At 56.2% G+C, this 17,424-nt stretch carries 18 protein-coding genes and 2 pseudogenes; 7 read left to right on the forward strand and 13 right to left on the reverse strand.

The window, feature by feature from the left end; all coding sequences use genetic code 11:
• Nucleotides 1-358: 358 nt before the first annotated feature.
• On the reverse strand, nt 359-571 hold the full coding sequence (locus tag C934_RS36540) for a hypothetical protein (protein ID WP_018859879.1): 213 nt from the start codon (nt 569-571) through the stop codon (nt 359-361).
• A gap of 66 nt (nt 572-637) precedes the next feature.
• On the opposite strand from C934_RS36540, the gene C934_RS0128210 reads away from it, so the two are divergent.
• Nucleotides 638-1,396, forward strand: a complete 759-nt coding sequence (locus C934_RS0128210) for an endonuclease/exonuclease/phosphatase family protein (protein WP_018859880.1) — start codon at nt 638-640, stop codon at nt 1,394-1,396.
• A gap of 871 nt (nt 1,397-2,267) precedes the next feature.
• On the opposite strand, the gene C934_RS0128220 is transcribed toward C934_RS0128210, so the two are convergent.
• From C934_RS0128220 to C934_RS0128230, 3 genes and pseudogenes are all read right to left on the reverse strand, one after another.
• Entirely contained in the window at nt 2,268-2,642 is a 375-nt protein-coding gene (locus C934_RS0128220; RefSeq protein ID WP_442965934.1) for a DUF6984 family protein, read from the reverse strand.
• Nucleotides 2,643-2,992: 350 nt separating this feature from the next.
• A pseudogene (locus tag C934_RS32805) lies at nt 2,993-3,424 on the reverse strand (isochorismatase family protein); the annotation flags it as partial.
• Nucleotides 3,425-3,426: 2 nt separating this feature from the next.
• Nucleotides 3,427-4,497, reverse strand: coding sequence for a DNA topoisomerase IB (locus C934_RS0128230; RefSeq protein ID WP_037090598.1), 1,071 nt, complete (start codon nt 4,495-4,497; stop codon nt 3,427-3,429).
• Nucleotides 4,498-4,592: 95 nt separating this feature from the next.
• Here C934_RS0128230 and C934_RS0128235 point away from each other — a divergent pair, with 95 nt between their 5' ends.
• Together C934_RS0128235 and C934_RS34870 are read left to right on the forward strand one after the other, a co-directional pair.
• On the forward strand, nt 4,593-4,877 hold the full coding sequence (locus C934_RS0128235) for a YciE/YciF ferroxidase family protein (RefSeq protein ID WP_018859885.1): 285 nt from the start codon (nt 4,593-4,595) through the stop codon (nt 4,875-4,877).
• A 405-nt stretch (nt 4,878-5,282) separates the two neighbouring features.
• Nucleotides 5,283-5,441: a sigma factor-like helix-turn-helix DNA-binding protein gene (locus tag C934_RS34870; protein ID WP_335328461.1), complete on the forward strand. Its 159-nt coding sequence runs from the start codon at nt 5,283-5,285 to the stop codon at nt 5,439-5,441.
• A gap of 71 nt (nt 5,442-5,512) precedes the next feature.
• Here the strand turns inward: C934_RS34870 and C934_RS0128240 are convergent, their stop codons facing one another.
• A complete protein-coding gene (locus tag C934_RS0128240; RefSeq protein WP_018859886.1) occupies nt 5,513-5,860 on the reverse strand; it encodes a hypothetical protein in 348 nt (115 codons plus the stop codon).
• Between the two features lie 186 nt (nt 5,861-6,046).
• Between C934_RS0128240 and glgX the strand changes: the two genes are divergently transcribed.
• Nucleotides 6,047-8,125 (forward strand): glycogen debranching protein GlgX, encoded by a 2,079-nt coding sequence (gene glgX, locus C934_RS0128245; protein WP_018859887.1) that lies wholly within the window; start codon nt 6,047-6,049, stop codon nt 8,123-8,125.
• Nucleotides 8,126-8,183: 58 nt separating this feature from the next.
• Here glgX and C934_RS35355 read toward each other — a convergent pair whose 3' ends face one another.
• Entirely contained in the window at nt 8,184-8,348 is a 165-nt protein-coding gene (locus tag C934_RS35355; protein ID WP_018859888.1) for a hypothetical protein, read from the reverse strand.
• Nucleotides 8,349-8,468: 120 nt separating this feature from the next.
• Entirely contained in the window at nt 8,469-9,488 is a 1,020-nt protein-coding gene (locus C934_RS0128255; RefSeq protein WP_245268034.1) for a YihY/virulence factor BrkB family protein, read from the reverse strand.
• Between the two features lie 340 nt (nt 9,489-9,828).
• Here C934_RS0128255 and C934_RS0128260 point away from each other — a divergent pair, with 340 nt between their 5' ends.
• Nucleotides 9,829-10,221: a response regulator gene (locus C934_RS0128260; RefSeq protein WP_018859890.1), complete on the forward strand. Its 393-nt coding sequence runs from the start codon at nt 9,829-9,831 to the stop codon at nt 10,219-10,221.
• Between the two features lie 124 nt (nt 10,222-10,345).
• Here the strand turns inward: C934_RS0128260 and C934_RS34265 are convergent, their stop codons facing one another.
• The 3 genes from C934_RS34265 to C934_RS35360 form a co-directional block, all read right to left on the reverse strand.
• Nucleotides 10,346-11,077 (reverse strand): IS630 family transposase, encoded by a 732-nt coding sequence (locus C934_RS34265; protein WP_245268035.1) that lies wholly within the window; start codon nt 11,075-11,077, stop codon nt 10,346-10,348.
• A 236-nt stretch (nt 11,078-11,313) separates the two neighbouring features.
• Nucleotides 11,314-11,559, reverse strand: a complete 246-nt coding sequence (locus C934_RS34875) for a hypothetical protein (protein WP_026372156.1) — start codon at nt 11,557-11,559, stop codon at nt 11,314-11,316.
• Nucleotides 11,560-12,001: 442 nt separating this feature from the next.
• Nucleotides 12,002-12,655 carry a hypothetical protein gene (locus C934_RS35360; protein WP_018859892.1) on the reverse strand — a complete coding sequence of 218 codons (654 nt, stop codon included), beginning with the start codon at nt 12,653-12,655 and terminating at the stop codon, nt 12,002-12,004.
• 247 nt (nt 12,656-12,902) lie between these two features.
• Here C934_RS35360 and C934_RS0128280 point away from each other — a divergent pair, with 247 nt between their 5' ends.
• Nucleotides 12,903-13,619 carry a Crp/Fnr family transcriptional regulator gene (locus C934_RS0128280; protein WP_018859893.1) on the forward strand — a complete coding sequence of 239 codons (717 nt, stop codon included), beginning with the start codon at nt 12,903-12,905 and terminating at the stop codon, nt 13,617-13,619.
• Here C934_RS0128280 and C934_RS36545 read toward each other — a convergent pair.
• Nucleotides 13,568-14,217, reverse strand: a pseudogene (locus C934_RS36545) (Crp/Fnr family transcriptional regulator). The gene C934_RS0128280 and the pseudogene C934_RS36545 overlap by 52 nt on opposite strands.
• Nucleotides 14,218-14,445: 228 nt before the next feature.
• Between C934_RS36545 and C934_RS0128285 the strand changes: the two are divergent.
• Nucleotides 14,446-15,036, forward strand: coding sequence for a CBS domain-containing protein (locus C934_RS0128285; protein ID WP_245268033.1), 591 nt, complete (start codon nt 14,446-14,448; stop codon nt 15,034-15,036).
• A 355-nt stretch (nt 15,037-15,391) separates the two neighbouring features.
• Here C934_RS0128285 and C934_RS34885 read toward each other — a convergent pair whose 3' ends face one another.
• Nucleotides 15,392-15,661, reverse strand: coding sequence for a hypothetical protein (locus C934_RS34885; protein ID WP_156828820.1), 270 nt, complete (start codon nt 15,659-15,661; stop codon nt 15,392-15,394).
• A gap of 401 nt (nt 15,662-16,062) precedes the next feature.
• A complete protein-coding gene (locus tag C934_RS0128295) occupies nt 16,063-17,055 on the reverse strand; it encodes a hypothetical protein (RefSeq protein ID WP_037090581.1) in 993 nt (330 codons plus the stop codon).
• Nucleotides 17,056-17,424 lie beyond the last annotated feature (369 nt).

Consider the following 17,424-nt stretch of genomic DNA (forward strand, 5'->3'; position numbering starts at 1 on the left):
ATTTCCCGAGCCGCAATGGAGAGCGCACCGTCGCGGAAAGAACGACGTAGGCTACCGGCAATGACAGTACGCCGAGACCGATCCAGAGGGAATTGCTGCCGTTTACACCCAACAGTTTGCTGACATCGGTCGGATTTACCAGACAGACAAGGCCTCCGAGTGCAGACAGCCCGAGCATGACCGTTACCCCGCAAAACAAGACGACTTTGGCGACCTCCTCGGCGTTCAGCCCCCATCGTGTGTAGTAGCGATATCGAACGGCGCCGCTGCTTAGGGCGGCCACTCCCAGATTGTGGCCGATCGCAAGCGCGGTGAAGGAGGCAATCGCTGCTTTCGGATAGGCCAGCGGCCGGCCAACTTATCGCAAGGCCATCCAATCGAAGCCCGTGAGGCAAAGATAGGAAAGAGCACAAAATGCAACGCCTGAAACCAGACGCCGGCGGGGAATCTGGTCAATCGATTGCAGGATCTCGTCAAAGGTATACCGGTTAAAGACCTTGTAGAGCAGGTAGGCCGCAAGCAGCAAGCCGAACACAAGGAAAATATTGAAAAGGATGCGCCTTGCCGACATGAAGGATCCGTCCGTTTGATGTCTTTGTCTTTGGGAACGAAATTGGGCGAGACGGGTTCCCGCTGAATGGCTACACCACCACCCTCCGGCCCCCCACGCGACCAACGCGAGATCAAGATTCTCACCTACAACGTTCACAGCTGTGTCGGGACGGACCGCAGGATTGACCTGAACCGGATAGCGGATGTCATTGCGCAATCTCGAGCAGACATCATTGCGCTCCAGGAGCTGGACGTCGGCCGAAAAAGAACCGGCGGTGTCGACCAGGCGGCGACTATTGCGGCGCTGCTAAAGATGAACGCCCACTTTCACCCGGCACTGCATGTCGAGGAAGAACGCTATGGCGACGCCATTCTTACAGCACTGCCCACGCGCTTGATAAGGGCTGCGGCTCTTCCCTCGATCGGCGAAACGCGCGGCGCGATCTGGGTGCAGGTCGATGTTCACGGGAAGCCGCTCAACGTACTCAATACGCACCTCGGGCTTCGCAACCGCGACCGTATACGGCAGGTCGCGGCACTGCTCGGCGAAGATTGGATTGGACATGCTGAGTTTCGTTCCTCGCCGTCAATCGTCTGCGGAGATCTGAATGCCACACCCTCGACTTCCGCCTACAAACGGCTGTCAACGCACCTTCGCGATGCGCAATTATTGACAACCACAAAGCCTAGACCCACATTCCCGTCGCGCTATCCCCTGCTGCGTATCGACCATGTCTTCGTATCGCAGGAAATCCGGGTAAGATCGTCGTCAATTGTATTCGATCCGCTTGCACGTCGAGCCTCAGATCACTTGCCGCTGTTGGTAGGTTTTCGCATCGAATAAGCTTGCGAGGCTTGGGATTGAGTAGCGGGAAAGAGATCCTTGTCATCTTGGCCTGCTAGGCACGCCTGACTTGGCAGCGTTGCAGGAGCTGTGCCGAGAGCATAACGCCACTCTGCTGGTCGATTGCGCACATGACCTCGGATGCATCGGCCCAGACGGTCTGGACATGCTCGCAATGCAGAATATGGTCAGAATCTAGCGTATCCTAACTTCCAATCGCGCATATGCCGCGTTTCCAAGCCTAGTCCAATAACATTATCGGACACTGGAAACGGGACGGCCCATGCGCAGCATTGCCTTGCGTGAGAGCCGCTCTCTCCAAACCGGATTGCCCATATCGAGACCTACATTCTTCGAATCGAACGGGGAGGCCGTGGCGAGGCGGCGGGCTCCGTTGGATCGGACGAACGCGGCGACATCGACGGCCGGGAGATCGAGGATTTCCAGCCGAGCGCCCACCAAGCGGGCTTGTCGGTTCGAGCTACTGAAGCAGCCAATTCCTCACGAGTGCAGGCCACAATGCCGGGATCGCGGGAGGATGCGACGAGCTATCAGGTTGTCAGCGGTATAGCGGGCGTGATCGCTGAGCGACCCATATCTGACCGAGCGACAGGCTTGCCACCAATGGTTACCATCGAATTTAGACTTGTCGAGCGATCCAAAAAACGCTGGCTGATTTCACCGGCGGCGAGACGGCGAGCGTATTCATCACGGCTGGCCCGTTTGGCCGCCGCCCTCGCCTGCTAGTCCAGTCCTTCGATCTTCTCGTAGCTCATGCCGGAATCTTAACAGCGACTAAGGATTTCGGGAATAGAGGCGACTACCGCGTTACTCCACCTTAGTCGTCCACCATCACGAACCCTGAGCTCCGTTACAAGAGATGAAACCGGTCTAGGTCCAGCGTGGCGAGCGACACCTGAATCGGCGAGCCATCATCTTTATAGACTTCCAGTTCGTGAAGCTTGCCTTCCACGACATGCAGAAGGACATTCACTGCAGGGCGATAGTCCACATCCGCGTCGAAGTAGTATCCCTCCGTGGGGACGCGCTCCTGCACTTCGGCAAGTGGACCGCGAACCCTGAATTGGAGGCTACCTTCGGCGTCGATCCGAGATACTCTCGCTGTTTCCAGCTGACTGCGTAACGCTTCTACTCCAGGAAACTGGTTTGTGAGTAATAAGTCCATCAGGGAACGCTCCCCGGGGGTCAAATCACGCCAGGCCCGAGACAATGCTTCCTCCTCCACCCTTCAGCGATCCGAAACCGTTGGAGCGAACCTCAAAGGAACCAAATCTCCCCATTCCCGTCCCTCAATGTTGTTGAATTTTCACTGATCAGATGATGTCTTCGGCCCGCCTCCTTCTGACGTCCGCCCGCAACTACTCTGAACAATTCCTTCCTCCTTGTTGTCCTGGTAAGGTTTGGTGGAAAAATTGATTCACGACAACCACCTACCGGTCAGCTCGAAAACAGTGCGACAAGACAAACCGGCCGCTCTGTAAAAGACAAAGCTTTGCCCATTCTTGCAGGGCGGCGCTTCAAGAACTTAATCGTTGTCTCGGTGTGTCAAACCGCTTTATAAGCTTTGCATGGTCCAATCGCGCCAAGGGCCGCAGCAAGGACGCATATATCCGTCTCGCCGCCACTCAATACAATGGTCCCCACTTCCTCGCTGCCCGGCGCGGAGTGAAGGCGGCCGTCGACCCAGGGAGAATAGAGAAACTTGTCGAATATGCGGGGCCGTGGAACGAGAGCATGCAAGGAAGAGACAAGCCCAATCATCTCAGGCGCCAGCCGATTTGTCGTCATCATCGGCCAATTCTCATAGTCGGCCTGCCACATCCCAGGCATGGCTCCAGCATTTCGTGGTGGAATGAAACGTGTGAAAATCGTGCGCTGGGGAAAGCGGGATGCAACCTCGACCACTTCCGGTGAAACAGTCTTCATCCTTGGCACCTGCCAGGGTGTTTTTTCTGCAAACATGCGCTGCATATCAATACAAAGATGAACCCACCGCGCCACGAGCATTCCTATTCGCCCCGCCGTGACTTGAGCCAACGCAAGACAGCGCTTTCCTCCTCGTCCATCCACCTGAGCAGCCGTTGGCTGGTCGTCTTGCGTCTGAGTATGTCACCCAGTCGGCCCGCGCGAAAATCGCTGAATACGGCAGGATGGATATAAGAGGACCTGCACACGGCCCTGGTGTTGACCAGCTTGGCGGCGACCAGATCGATCACCTCGTTCATCTGCGAAACAACTGCCCGCTCTGAGCTTGCGGTATCGAGCGGCGCCAACGCCGCGACCGCCAGGCAGGTGGCCCCCCAGGTTCGAAACTGGCGCGACGTGAATTCGTCACCCGCGACCTCCCTGATGTAGGCGTTCACGTCTTGGGAGGAAATTTGCCGGCAATCACCATCCTGGCATATGTACTTGAACAGCTGCTGACCGGGAAGCTCCTGCAGTCGACGGATGACGTTGGCGATCCGGCGGTCCGAATGGGCGAGGTTCCACTCCTTCCCTGACTTTCCCTTGAAGCGAAATCTTACGGTCGTACCCTCGATCTTGACATGCCGATTGCGCAGGGTCGTCAATCCGTAGGACTTGTTTGTCTCAGCGTAACCGGCATTTCCGATGCGGATATAGAGATTATCGAGCATCCACACGACAGTTGCGAGTGCCTTGTCAATGGTCAGCCCGCGCGCGCGCAGGTCCGTGTCAACGCGCTCGCGAATATCGGGAAGCCGCATGCCAAAGTCGGCCAACCTGTCAAATTTGGCGCGCTCGCGCTCGGCCTGCCACTCAGGATGATATCGGTACTGTTTGCGTCCACGCGCATCGATACCAACCGCCTGCAGATGCGATCTAGCATCGGGCGAAATGATGACATCGCGATAAGCGGGTGGAATCGCCAGGCGGTTCAGGCGGGCGATCTCGTCTCTATCCGTCAGGCGGCCCCCGTCTGGGGCGTAGTAGAGAAAGCCGTTCTTGCCGCGCTTGCGCTTAATCCCCGCCTCCAGGCTAGAAAGATAAACAAGGCCAGGGGAAAGTTTGGCTTCCGCAACCACCGCGGCGATCGCATTTTTGGAGAGCATCGTTGTCATAATCACGAAACACCGAACGAGGATCATGGTTCCTTTCGGGAACATCCGCGCAAGCTTTGAGTTTGGGCAGGCACACCAGACGTTCGGAGGACACGATGGCTACTCAAAAGACACTGGACGATCTCTTCCTGGACACGCTTAAGGATATCTTCTCCGCGGAAAAGCAGATCCTGAAGACGCTGCCGAAAATGGCGCGCGCTGCCCAGTCGCAAGATGGCAAAGCTGGGTTTCTCCAACATCGCGACGAGACCCAGGAGTCCAATCAGCTCGGTCTGAGGGATGCAATCCCGTTGCTGAAGCAGAGCCTTGCAGAGGAAGAAGCGACTGACAAGAAACTGACACAGCCCGCCGTGGCAGCAGCCAACGCAAAGGCAGCCTAGCCAGGTACGGTCAGCTCGGCCGACTACGTATGCGGCCGAGCCGTAAGATGCCATATGTTGCATGCCCGAGCTATTGTGACGATGCGCAAGCGCGAGAGGCAAATCCCATCCAGTGTCTCCTACCCGCAAGGCGGTTTCTGGATGAGACGTCACACGCGTCCGAGACCGAAAGGATTGAGAAGCTCGTTGCATCCGCAGTTGGCGCCGGGTGGGAAGAGGACGAGGTTCGCAAACCACTCAGCGCCACTCAGGCTCCAACGGATACCCAAGAGTTCGCAACAATTTCATTGGTGCCGACGTCGGCGAAGACACCGTAAGGTGCTGTCACAGCTCTTGTAGGGTATCCAGCAGTCAAGCGCATGTCACTTCAGGACAGTGGCCTCGTCTCGTCGCGCTGCCAAGATGATGAACCCCGTCCTGGTCGCGTCCGGCGCTTCCTACGAAGAAACCGCCCACAGGTTACATTGCGAGATCGGCACGGTGAAAAGCCGGGTCGGCCGTGCCCGATCGCGCCTGTTGAGCTCCCTCGGCGCAGTCAGTTACGACGAAGCACTGGCAATTTGACGAGGACACTGCCTCGCGGCGGATCAAGACGCTTTGCCTATCGCAGAGGAAACGATCCCGCGAACGGTGGCCTATCTTACCTTCTCGGTACCTGTTGGACTTGTCACGTCCGTTGGTCCGCTGCCGCCTCCACTTGGCGAGGGACTACGGTCGATCGTTGGCGGCGATACGGCCGGCGGCACGTTTGATTGCAGCTCCTTCATTTGTGCTTTTGTAGAGGCGGTTGCCGCGGGATCCGTCCTAACCGCAGGCGGCCACACGAGGTAGCTAAGCAGCGCCACCATGAACACTGCCAGGCCGACAATTCCCGCTCCCCAGATAAGCCAACGCCGCGTCGGGTCCTGTCGAATTGCAACCTCGTCTTGATAGCGTGGATCGGTTTCGTACTTTTCGATGTTCTTGTCGTCACCAGTGCTCATCGATGGGTCCTCCTGCGCGCCCCAACCGCGTTTGCCTGCCACGGTTCCAACCGCTGTTCGAGATCTCTCGATGCTGCTTCGGCAACAGAGCTGCTGTCATGGTCCGCACCCCGTGTTCTTGAACTGCCCGGAACCTAAAGATGCCTCACGTGTTCTCATCTCCAGTCTTCTCCTCAAGGAAATGCCATGAGCCGACCCCCTTCCCGCATCCAGGCCGGTGATCATACGATCCTCGGCGCTACTCCTGACCAGGAAGGTACAAACTTCGCACTCTTCAGCGCATATGCCGAACGCGTGGAGCTATGCCTTTTTTCCGATGATGGAACACAAGAAATCGAACGGATTGAGCTTCCGGAATACACCAACGAGATCTGGCATGGATATATTCCCGGTCTCAAGGCCGGGGCGCTCTACGGCTACCGCGTTGACGGACCGTATGAGCCTGAAAACGGGCATCGGTTCAATGCAAACAAGCTTCTGGTTGACCCGTACGCCCGGGAGCTTGTTGGCGAAATCAACTGGGGTCAGGCTCAGTTTGCCTATCAGATGGAGGACCCTGAAAAGGACCTGACATTCGATGAGACGGACAGCGCGGCGGACATGCCGAAATGCCGTGTCGTTGATGCGCAAGCTTATGATTGGAAGGGTGATGCCAAGCCTTCAATCCCTTGGTCATCGACCATCTTCTATGAGTGTCATGTCAAAGGGTTTACGCAATTGCACCCGGCGGTCCCCCGCAATCTCCGGGGAACCTTTGAAGGCCTTGCGGACAAGGAAGTTGTCGCTTACCTCAAGAGCCTTGGCATTACCTCCATCGAACTCTTGCCAATTCACTGGTTTCCCGACGATGCCCATCTCCTCGACAAGGGCTTGAGGAATTTCTGGGGCTACAACACCCTTGGCTTTTTTGCTCCGGCCTCGCGCTACTACGGCCCTCACGGCACCGCTGGCTTTCGCGACATGGTCAGGGCCTTCCATGATGCCGGCATCGAGGTGATCCTGGATGTCGTGTACAATCATACAGCCGAGGGAAATGAGCTTGGCCCCACGCTCTCGTTCAAGGGGATCGACAATTTCTCTTATTATCGGACGTTGCCGGGCGAGCCTCGCTACTACATCAACGATACTGGTACCGGAAACACGATCAACACGTCGCATCCCCGGGTGCTGCAAATGGTGACCGACTCGCTTCGCTACTGGGCTGAGACCATGCACATCGACGGGTTCCGTTTTGACCTTGGCACCATTTTAGGACGCGAACCGAAAGGCTTCGACCAGCGTAGTGGGTTCTTCGATGCAATCGGCCAGGACCCGGTGCTTTCAAAGATGAAACTCGTGGGCGAGCCGTGGGATATAGGACCAGGTGGTTATCACGTCGGTGGCTTTCCACCCGGATGGGCTGAATGGAACGATAAATATCGAGATACGCTTCGCGGTTACTGGCGGGACGAAGACGGGATGACGCAAGACTTCGCCGCCCGTGTGCTCGGTTCCGGCGATATCTACGATCAGCGCGGGCGCAGGCCATGGGCTGGCGTCAACTTCATCACGGCGCATGATGGCTTCACGCTCAATGACCTCGTCTCCTATAATGAAAAACATAACGAAGCGAACGGCGAAGACAACCAGGACGGCCACGACGACAATCAGAGTTTCAATTATGGCGTGGAAGGTCCAACAGGTGATGAAGCGATCAACATGGTGCGCGATCGGCAGAAACGAAACTTTCTGACGACGCTGTTCTTGTCTCATGGGACGCCCATGCTGCTTGCTGGCGATGAGTTCGGCCGGAGCCAGATGGGCAACAACAATGGCTACTGCCAGGATAGCAAGTTGAGCTGGGTGCACTGGGAAAACCTTCCAGCCACTGCCGAGGAGCTACGGGAATTTTCGACGAGGCTCATCAAGCTGCGCCGTGAGAACCCGATCTTCAGGCGCGACAACTGGCGCGACGGCATGGATGTCACGTGGTTCAATCCAGTCGGCGGAGTGCAGACCGAGGAACATTGGTCCGATCCTGGAAGCACGACCATTGGCCTGAGGCTATCGCAATCCGATTGTTCCGACGAAGGATGGAATGACGTCCTTCTCCTGTTCAATCCTCACGACGGTGACGTGGACTTCAAGCTTCCTGCGGATAAGGATGACTGGACAACAGTCCTGACGACAGCCGATCCCGACGCCCGTGAAGAAAAGATTGATGCCGACGAATACCGTCTCTCCCCGCGAAGCGTCGTTGTTTTGAGATCAGGCGCGCCCGCTTGAGAGCGAGAAGTCGGCGTAGAAAGACAGAACGCTAAACTATCCGTTTTTGGACAAGTGGCTATCGCCGAAATCGATCGAGGCGTCGCCGTATACCCTTTTTCCGTGCTGCAAGCTTGCGTCGCTCTTCGAGAAAATAGTCGAGATACCCGACCAGGGCGTAGGTGAGATATCGAGCGCTCGCAACGAGCACTATTATCAATGTGGTGACGATAGCGAACGTCATGGCGATCTCCTATGCAGATAACGAAACCACCAGCGTTGCCGAAGGGTTCCGGCAATCGTCACGGTTTCTTGATGTCGCGGGGGATCTCGTTATTTCAGTCCTGGCGCCGGTTCAGACAAATCACTCATCGGCCGCCTTTCCCAGCGTATCTGCAACATAGGCACCGCGGGCTCCCATAGGCAACGCGGCGCCGGTCGTCGTATCCCTTGCGGTTTGGTGCTCCAGTTCTGCATTCAATTCGCCGCCCACGATCAATATGACAAGTGACAGCCAGGTCCAGACAAGGAACCCCATCAGCGCCCCCAATGTACCATAGGTTGCGTCATAGTTGGCGAAATGGTCGAGATAGAACGAGAAGCCGGTTGACATTAAAAACCAGGCCAGCGTCACGAGAGCGGCCCCCCAGGTCATCCACCGAAGCTTAGCCGGTTCGCGACTTGGTCCGAACCGGTACACGGCAGCTGTTGCGATCGCCGCAATCACGAGGAGGAAAGGCCAGCGCAGCAAAAGGACAAGATTTTCCTTGAATTGATCGAGCCACAGATAGGACAACAAGACGGGCATCACCGCGACCAGTCCAATCATCAAGGTTGCAGCCAGCATTGCGCAAAGCGTGAAGCAGAGACCAAGGAGGTTCAGCCTGATCAGACCACGTTTTTCCGTTTCCTCATAAGCGATATTCATCGCGTCGAAAATGGCAAGCGTGGCGCTGTGAGTGCTCCATACCGCGACTGCCAGGCCGACAAAGAATGTCAGCCCCAGCGTGCTGCTTCTCGCTTCAACGAGGCTCGTGATCCGATCGGCGATGAGATCGAACGCGCCGGGCGGCAACAATGCCGAAAGTTCGCGCAAGTGATCAGCCATGGTCGCCGGGTCTGCAATTAGACCATAGATGGCAACAAGGGCGGCGAGCGCGGGAAAGAGCGCCAGGAGGAGATAGAAGGTCACGCCGGCCGCGATGAGTGTCACGCGGTCATCAAGAACTTCATGAACAACGCGCCAAAAGACGTCGCGGAGGCCTTTCATTGGAATGGCCTCGGGAACCTTAGCGTTTCTACCCCTCCCATGATCTTCCGCAGCGGTTTGTACGGGGCCATTCACCTCGCTTCGCGCCGTAGTGAGTAGGCCGAATAGAGCCATCGACAGAATGAGCAGTGTCGTTGTGCTTGAAGATTTCATGGCAGACGCCTCAGGGCCTTTGCGAGCATTGCCACTCGATAACGCACCTACCCGGAAAAGGATGCAGTAGTCCGGAAAGTCGAGGCCCAACACTTCACAGGCACTGCGGCCGCAAGTGCCAGATAGAAGGCCGGAACAAAAGATTGCTTCATTGTTTGGATTCGCGCAACCGAGAAGTGAGTGGACCAGCTCACAAAAATCGACTCTATGGAGAGGAAATGGTTTACCGGCGGGCCGGATCTCGGCAGGGACCGGACATTATTCAGAGTCTAAAGGTAAGAATGGCTCGTGAGGGTAAATCGTGGCCAAAAAGGACGTAAATAACCATGCCCTGCCACTCAACCTGTTTGCCGGCAAGAGAATCTTGGTCGTTGAAGAGGATTACTTTGTGGCGGACGAAGCTCGACGGCTCCTGGAGGCAGCTGGCGCGAGGATCACGGAGGCGACCGTCCCGTTTGCTATCGGCATGATTGACCCTGAGGCAACCGACGCCGCCATCCTGGATATCAGGTTGGAGGGGGAAGCAGCTTTTCTCATTGCGGATCGGTTGTATAGTTTGGGAATTCCATTCTTGTTTGCGACCTCCCACGTCGACGCCAGCATCAAGGATATCTTCGGCGGTTATCACATTTGCGGGGATGTCGATGCATTGGGTGATATTGCACTCGCTCTATTTTCCACAAAGCACCATTAAGCCCCCGAAGAGTCCCACTCTCGCGGTTGATCGGAACTTTTAGGGCGGGAATCAGTTTCACTTGTCCGTCGTCTTTCAAGGCACTCGTCATCGCGCGTTCCGGGCGACCTAAAGCTTGTCGCGTCTAAATCGCATCATACCCTGCGGCCCTGAAGTAGTTTCGACATTCTTCGACGGGGAACAGTGCACAGATGTCGCTCAGGGCATTTGATATTGCGTCGAAACTCCTTGCGGCTTTCTTTCGTAGGAGCGTCTTGAGTTTCGAGAAGGCCATTTCGATCGGATTCAGATCGGGCGAGTACGCAGGTAGAAAGAGCAGCCAGGCACCTTTTTGTCTGATGAGATTTTCGGCCTTTTCGCTTTTGTGGAAGCGAACATTGTCGGCAATCACGACGTCGCCCTTGGATAGAGTTGGGACGAGTTGCGTTTCGATCCAGGTCTCGAATATCTCGGCATTCATTGGTGCGTTGACGATCCATGGGGCGACCATGGAATGCGATCTGAGGCCAGCGATGAACGTCTGCGTCTTCCAGGATCCGAAAGGCGCATGACTGCGGTAACGGTGGCCCTTTGGCGACCATCCGGAGCGTTTTGTCAGCTTCGTGTTCGTTGACGTTTCATCGATAAAAGTAAGGCGAGCCAGAGCCTTATCGAAGAATGGCTTGCGCCTTTCGAGCCATAGACTTCTCGCCCGAGCGATTTCCGGGCGATGCTGCTCGCTTGCCATGAGGCTTTTTTTATGGCTCAAACCGAGCCGGTGCAACATGCGTCCAACGCTCGAGCGATGCACAATGACGCCGCGCTCTGCAAGCTCGAGGCACAATTCGTCAAGCGTCAAATCACCCTTCTCAGCCATACGTTTCACGGAACCATGTTCCATGGTCGCTCAACTTGCCGCCACCGACATGGCCCTGTGTCTTGGCAACAGAGAGCCCGTTTCACGCTTCAGGATAACAAGGTTATTCACAAACCGAGGCGACACACGGAAATGCCGAGACGCCTCGCGATGGGTGTTACCCTCTTCAACGAACGCAACAACACGGGAACGCAACTCGATCGGATGTGATTTGCCCATGACCGGTCTCCTTCCAGCTACGAAGGAATCACAAATCGGCCGATTCGAGAACCTGAATCAAAAAACGGGCGACGCGCTTTAGCATCATGCCGTGTTGAAGCGGGGTAAGCGCCGGAGGCCCCGTCATGACTGCGAACCGCAGCAGCAACAGGCTTCTTAACGGCCTTTCCGATCAAGACTATGATCTGATCTCGACAGGCCTCGAGGAAGTCGATCTTCCCCAAGGCTTTCACCTCGCCACGGCCGGGCAGTCGTTCAACCATGTCTATTTTCCCTGCAAAGGCATTGCCGTGTCTCCGAGGGGGCGGCGGCAGAGGCGGGAATGGTGGGACGGGAGGGGTTTACGCCCATAGGCGGGCTTGTAAAGGCAAGTGAGGGCCCATTCGATATTGTCATCCAGGTCGCAGGGCATGGCCTGCGGCTGAAGCTCACGGCGTTGCACGGTCCTGTCAACAGCAGTCCGGCGATGAGGGACCTTTTGCTTCGTTATCTCGTGGCGTTCAACCACCAAGTTGCTTTTACCGCACTTTCCAATGCAACCCATACGATCGATGTCCGGCTGGCGCGATGGATATTGATGTCTCAGGATCGCATGCAAAGCTCCCAGATCGCTTTGACGCACGACTATCTTTCGCTGATGCTCGCCGTAGAAGGCCCTCGGTCACGATTGCGCTGCACATGTTGGAGGGGCAACGTCTTATTCGATCAGAGCTCGCTTTGGTTGTGGTGCGCGATCGAAGCGGGCTTGAAGACTATGCAGGGGACGCATATGGCGCTCCCGAGCGAGAGTACCGGCGATTGATGGACATCGACCAGGTCAAAACCATGCCAAGGGTCGGTGCTGTGGCGCCGTTGATCTAGAGTTTGAGTGACGGGCAGTGGGTGCATGTTAATCGCACGCGCTGTCATTCCTTTAACCACCTGCAACAACGCCCTGACAATTCGGACATGTGCCTGCTTAAACTCGCAGTGTCCGTCATTCTCTAAAAAAAGAATTCTACTATCGAATCCGATCATAGCGGGCAGCATGCCTGAGGGCCGAACGTGCGAGGCGGCAGCGACCTGTTCTTCGCTAAATGGCTTCATTACCACTTCGCTGGCACCATCCAGGCCGGCTCCCACACCTTCCGGCCTCCCGGTTACACAGATGACCTCCAGTCGGAACCTGTCGATGAGCTGACGCCCCAGCGCAGCGCCGGTCGGTCCGTCGGCAAGCTGAGCAATGTCTGCGGTGGCTGCATAGGCGAGAGTCTGCTCCACCATCAGTAGCGGACCGACGCATCGATTTCCCGCCGCCTCGGCAATGGACTGGATGTCCTTGGCAAGGACGTAATCGTCTTCACCGATCATGATGTTCATCTTTTTACGCCTCCACCGAAGCGTATGTAGATCACTGGTCACTTCGCGTCAGCGGTCGAAACCGTACGAACGGCCCGAAAACGCCCGACGGTGGCAATGATCTCAAGCCGACTGCCACTTTCAGTCGCTTTGGCCTGACGCGCCTGTCAATCAGCGACATGGAACCTTGCATGCCCTTTTCCGGTTAGCTCAGGCGGAGGCGCCAGACCCCGGTGCAATCATTCCTGCCGGACGGAAAGGAAAGGCCATGAATTCGCCAGCTCAGTCCTCCGTGACCAATAAGCTGCTGAGCATCCTGCCTGAAAGCGACTACCGCAAAATTGCGCAAGATCTTGAATTCCTCAAGCTTTCGCGAGGTACTGTCGTTGCCCATGCGGGGCAGCCTATCGACTACATCTATTTCCTCACTTCAGGTATCGGATCGATTATCGCGATGACGCCTGAGGGCAACCGGGCCGAAGCAGGAATATTCGGCTCAGATGGTTATGTTCCAACTTCTGCCGTGGCAAGTACGGAAAACAGCCCCCACGAAGTGGTGATACTTCTCGATTCGGAGGGCTACCGCATGGACTATGGCTGTTTTCGCGGATGGATGGACCACAACCGGAATTTTTCCAAAGTGATGATCCGCTCGATTGAGGCATTCTCGGTCCAACTGTCCTACACCGCCATTTCAAACGCAGTTCACGACGTCACCGAGCGACTGGCCCGCTGGCTTTTAATGTGTCACGATCGTGTGCCGGGCGATGAAATCGCTCTGACCCATGAATTTCTCTCCCTGATGCTCGCGGTTCGACGGCCGAGTGTTACCACTTCATTGCACATCCTCGAGGGCAACGGCTTCATCAAGTCGGAGCGGAGCAATATTATCATGCGCAACCGACCTGCAATGGAGGAGTTCGCACACGACGCTTATGGCAAGCCGGAAGAGGAATATCGCCGGCTGATGAAAAACCTCTTCTGAACGGAGACAAAAGCCAGGCGCCTGATTAGAGATCGCCGATCAGGCGTGGTCTCTTCCGGCTTGCCGTAGGCATTTCCTGCAAACTCTTCAATTCCACGCCTGTCACGGATCATTATGCGTCCGCGCTCGGATCGGATGAACCTTTTTCCCTTGAGTACATGGAGCGCAGTCGTCACGCTTGGTCGCCTGACAGAGAGCATCAAAGAGATAAAGTCGTGGGTCAGAGCGATTTCATCACCGTCAACGCGGTCATGCGACATGCAGCAGCCAGCGCGCCAAGCGCACGGCAATCTGGTAGTTTACGTTCGACAGGGCTGTGAACGAGATCTTCGATGCAAACGTCTGGATAAAGCGCGCCAGCCACCGACGCCGGCCGACGTCGGCGAAAGGCCCTCGCGTCCAAAGATCCCCGCTTCTGCTCGTTGGCGGCCCGAGGAAACTGTAATGACTGAGCCAATCCCGCTACAGAGGAAGTAGACATGTTCGATGAGAGTCTCGGCCTTAGCAATGACGAAACCCTGAGGAAGATGAACTGCCTCAAGTAATGGCACAATGGCGCGGAACTCCTCATCAGGGCGGGCAGGAGCCGATTTTGCAAGGTGGATCGATCAGCGACGGAGACTCAGAATGTGAGGGAACACGAACGGCAGGATCTCGCCGCACGATTCAGCTTCGGCTGCGTATCGCGGCTGTATAACATACTGTTGTTGCCTATGTTTTTGCGCACGCTGGCAGACCGTCGACATGCAGACGCGGGTCAGACAGGCGCGCTTGGGCGCTCGTCCCTGGTTTTGAACCGGCTTGCGCAAGGAAGGTTTGCCGAGCGATGTCCTACGACAAAAGCATATGGGCTTTGAGGCATCTCACCAAATCCACTTGCATCGGAGCGAGCGCGTCGTCTCCCGACGCAATTTTGCTGGCCTGCCAAAGGGAACAACCTTCAAGATCGGAGGTTGTCTCAGTCGAGCAGGAGGAAAAACCGATGAAAGTACGAGAGGCGATGACCACAAAAATCGTCACAGTCGACCCCGGCGCTCAAATCCGCCGCGTCGCGCAGCTGATGTCGGAAGTGAATACCGGGATAATCCCGATCATTGACGGAGACGCGATTGGTGTGGTGACCGACCGAGACATCGTCATACGAGCCGTGGCCGAGGGAATATCCTGTGATCAACCCGTTTCCAGTATCATGACGTCTGGAATAGAGGGCTGTCTAGAGGAGGACGATCTCCTGGAAGCGGCCGCACGGATGTCGGAGCTTCAGATGCGTCGGCTTGTCGTGTTCGATGCAGCCGGAGCCGTTTCCGGGATCCTCTCCCTTGGCGACATCGCAGTCCGACAGGAGGAAATGGCCGGTGTCGCATTGGAGGAAATATCTGATGACACTCAACGTAGGGACTGGGCCCGAGTTCAGTGAGCAACGCCTTCCTGAAAGTGCTTTTGCGATTTACGAAGCGGGCCGTTTCCAGGCAAGTTACAGGGGAGTTTAATGCAGGGTTCAACGAACAGAGACGGTTGGTCGCCAGTCGATGAAGAGGACCTTCAGACGGCAAATCCTCCCTCGCGGGCTCGGTTTGAGAAGACGGGACGCGAGCAAGCTCTCCTCTTTGCTCAAGAGGAAATTGCGCGGTTGCGGCTCGAGATCGACGAGATCGCACATGCCGTGGACAAGATGGCGACAACGGTTTCGACGCCCCGCAGGCCAGTGATCCGGCTCGCCCCTCTGATCCTTTTGACCTCGCTCGCAGCCCTTTGTTCCAGGAACAGATAAGTCAGCCGGCCAGGCCAACGAGAATTGATCTTTCCCAATCTATGATCGTTAATCGTCGCAGCATGTCCGAACACATGAACTCTGTTGGTTGCCAGGCACCGCCGAAATCGCGAAGCGAAACCCGCAATTCACTTTTTTCTAAGAGTTGGCTGTCAAACAGAGATCGCGCGATTTGTCTGGCGTTCGCGCCCAAAGGTGTTTCTATGACGCTCAAGCCCGTTCTTTTCGGTGTCTGGTTATTGGCTGGTGTCTTGTCGATACTCGTCGCCATCAATCCATTTGGGCGTCATGACATTGACGCGTCCATAACCGCGTCAATTCCCGACCGGTAGATCGGTTGACGCCGGACTGAGCGACGCGTTGTCCTTGAGCGACCATCAATGGCGGTTCGACTGCAAGGTCGACAACTGGGGAGTTTTTGCCTGCTGGAGGCTTCCTTCAGCTGGGCCCGCGAGAACGGTTTGGTCAGTCTGATCAGTGCAGATAGCCCCTGATCGTCGGGCAACTCAGCATAGCCGGATGCCAGTATGATCGGAAGACTCGAGAAGGAGTCAGGAAGCGGCCTTTTGCTGCTTCCAATCGCGATAAGAAAGATTGACGTTCGCCCGTGTGGTCGGAACCGAAACTTTGCCACGCCTGACTGAGGCTCATGCGCTCTGGAGAAAAAGAGGCTCAATCCCGAACGCTGCCGGTCCCAACCTTCGGCATTGCTGGTCCCTCCGCACCGGCAACGAATGGGGCTGCAATCGCCGCCGAGATTGATTGCGCGATGGCCGTCTGGACGTCGAGAATGCTTCGACCTCTAATATGGACGTCGTAGTCGCTCGACCACACGACTGCGCCGTCTGCTCGCCGGACCAGTCGTGCGATTGATCGCATATCATCACCCTCCAAGCGTATGCTACCTTGCAGAGTGTATGTCGTGTCGGCCTGATTGGCCTTGGGTTTTGCGTCCTCGGCGATCACGACCAGTTCTTTGGACTTCACGAGATTGACGACGATTTCATTTTTCAGCCCGCTCAGGACTTCATCGGAAACCCTTGTTTCTTCGTTGGTAGTAAAGCGTTCGACTAAAATCGTTGGGCTGCCGCCGCCCATGACTGGCTGCTTCGATGCAGTGTTATTTCTTTCGGTGAACGACGCCATCACCACGGCGGCAAGTACGATCATTCCAGCGGTGATCATGATCCAACGAGGCAATCTGCTTTCGCGTTTTGGCGGCTCGGTTGGCCGCTTCTCGGTCACTGACGTGCTTGCGGCAGAGACCGTTTGCGCTTCATCTTCAGTCCTGGTGCCACCCTCAATCGCCTGTTTTGCGAAAATTGGAACGTAACCGCCAGCCGGAACGGTGATCAGTACCTCATCCATTGAGCCGCTCGTCAGATAGTACCGCTCAAGAGCACGGCGAAGCTGGCGTGCTGCCATTCGCACACAAGGATCATTCATCGCATCAAATGACGCATCACGTCCGAAAACGCTGGTTGCAATGGTGAATGCCTTCAGATAGGCGGCGCGTCCTTCGAGGGTCTCGTTCACGATGAACTGCAAAAATCTGTGCCCGCGATCGGGGAGAATGAAGTCTGGGCTCGACAGTATGCGGTCCAACTGTTCGCGTGCCTCGAGGGGTAAGGGGTGCGAGTGTACGCTTGCGAACTGACTTCTCATCGGGATCCTTCCGACTAGTGCACAACTATAGGCATGCATCGATGCCAGCTTATCGACATCTAGTTACATGGCAATTCACTTTATTAAGATGGCACCAAAAAAGGCCTCGCTAATTCACCGGGTTAGAACGGGCACGGAAACAGAACATACCGTAATTTACTTCCGTGGCGGTCCGCGGTTGCTACACTGTTATTGGGTAGAGGATCGCCATTGGGGAACGATCGGATGGAGACAGACGGCAGCAGCAGGACCGCGCAATGTGGATTGCGTCGATTGATGCTCAAGCTGCCTGCGCAACGCCATCTGCTCCAGAAACTGCCCGCGTCCAGCTCTTGGCCGTTCTTTTGCAATCTTCTTGAAGACTACGAC

The organism is Rhizobium sp. 42MFCr.1, from assembly GCF_000377185.1.
GTDB classification, from domain to species: Bacteria; Pseudomonadota; Alphaproteobacteria; order Rhizobiales; family Rhizobiaceae; genus Rhizobium; species Rhizobium altiplani.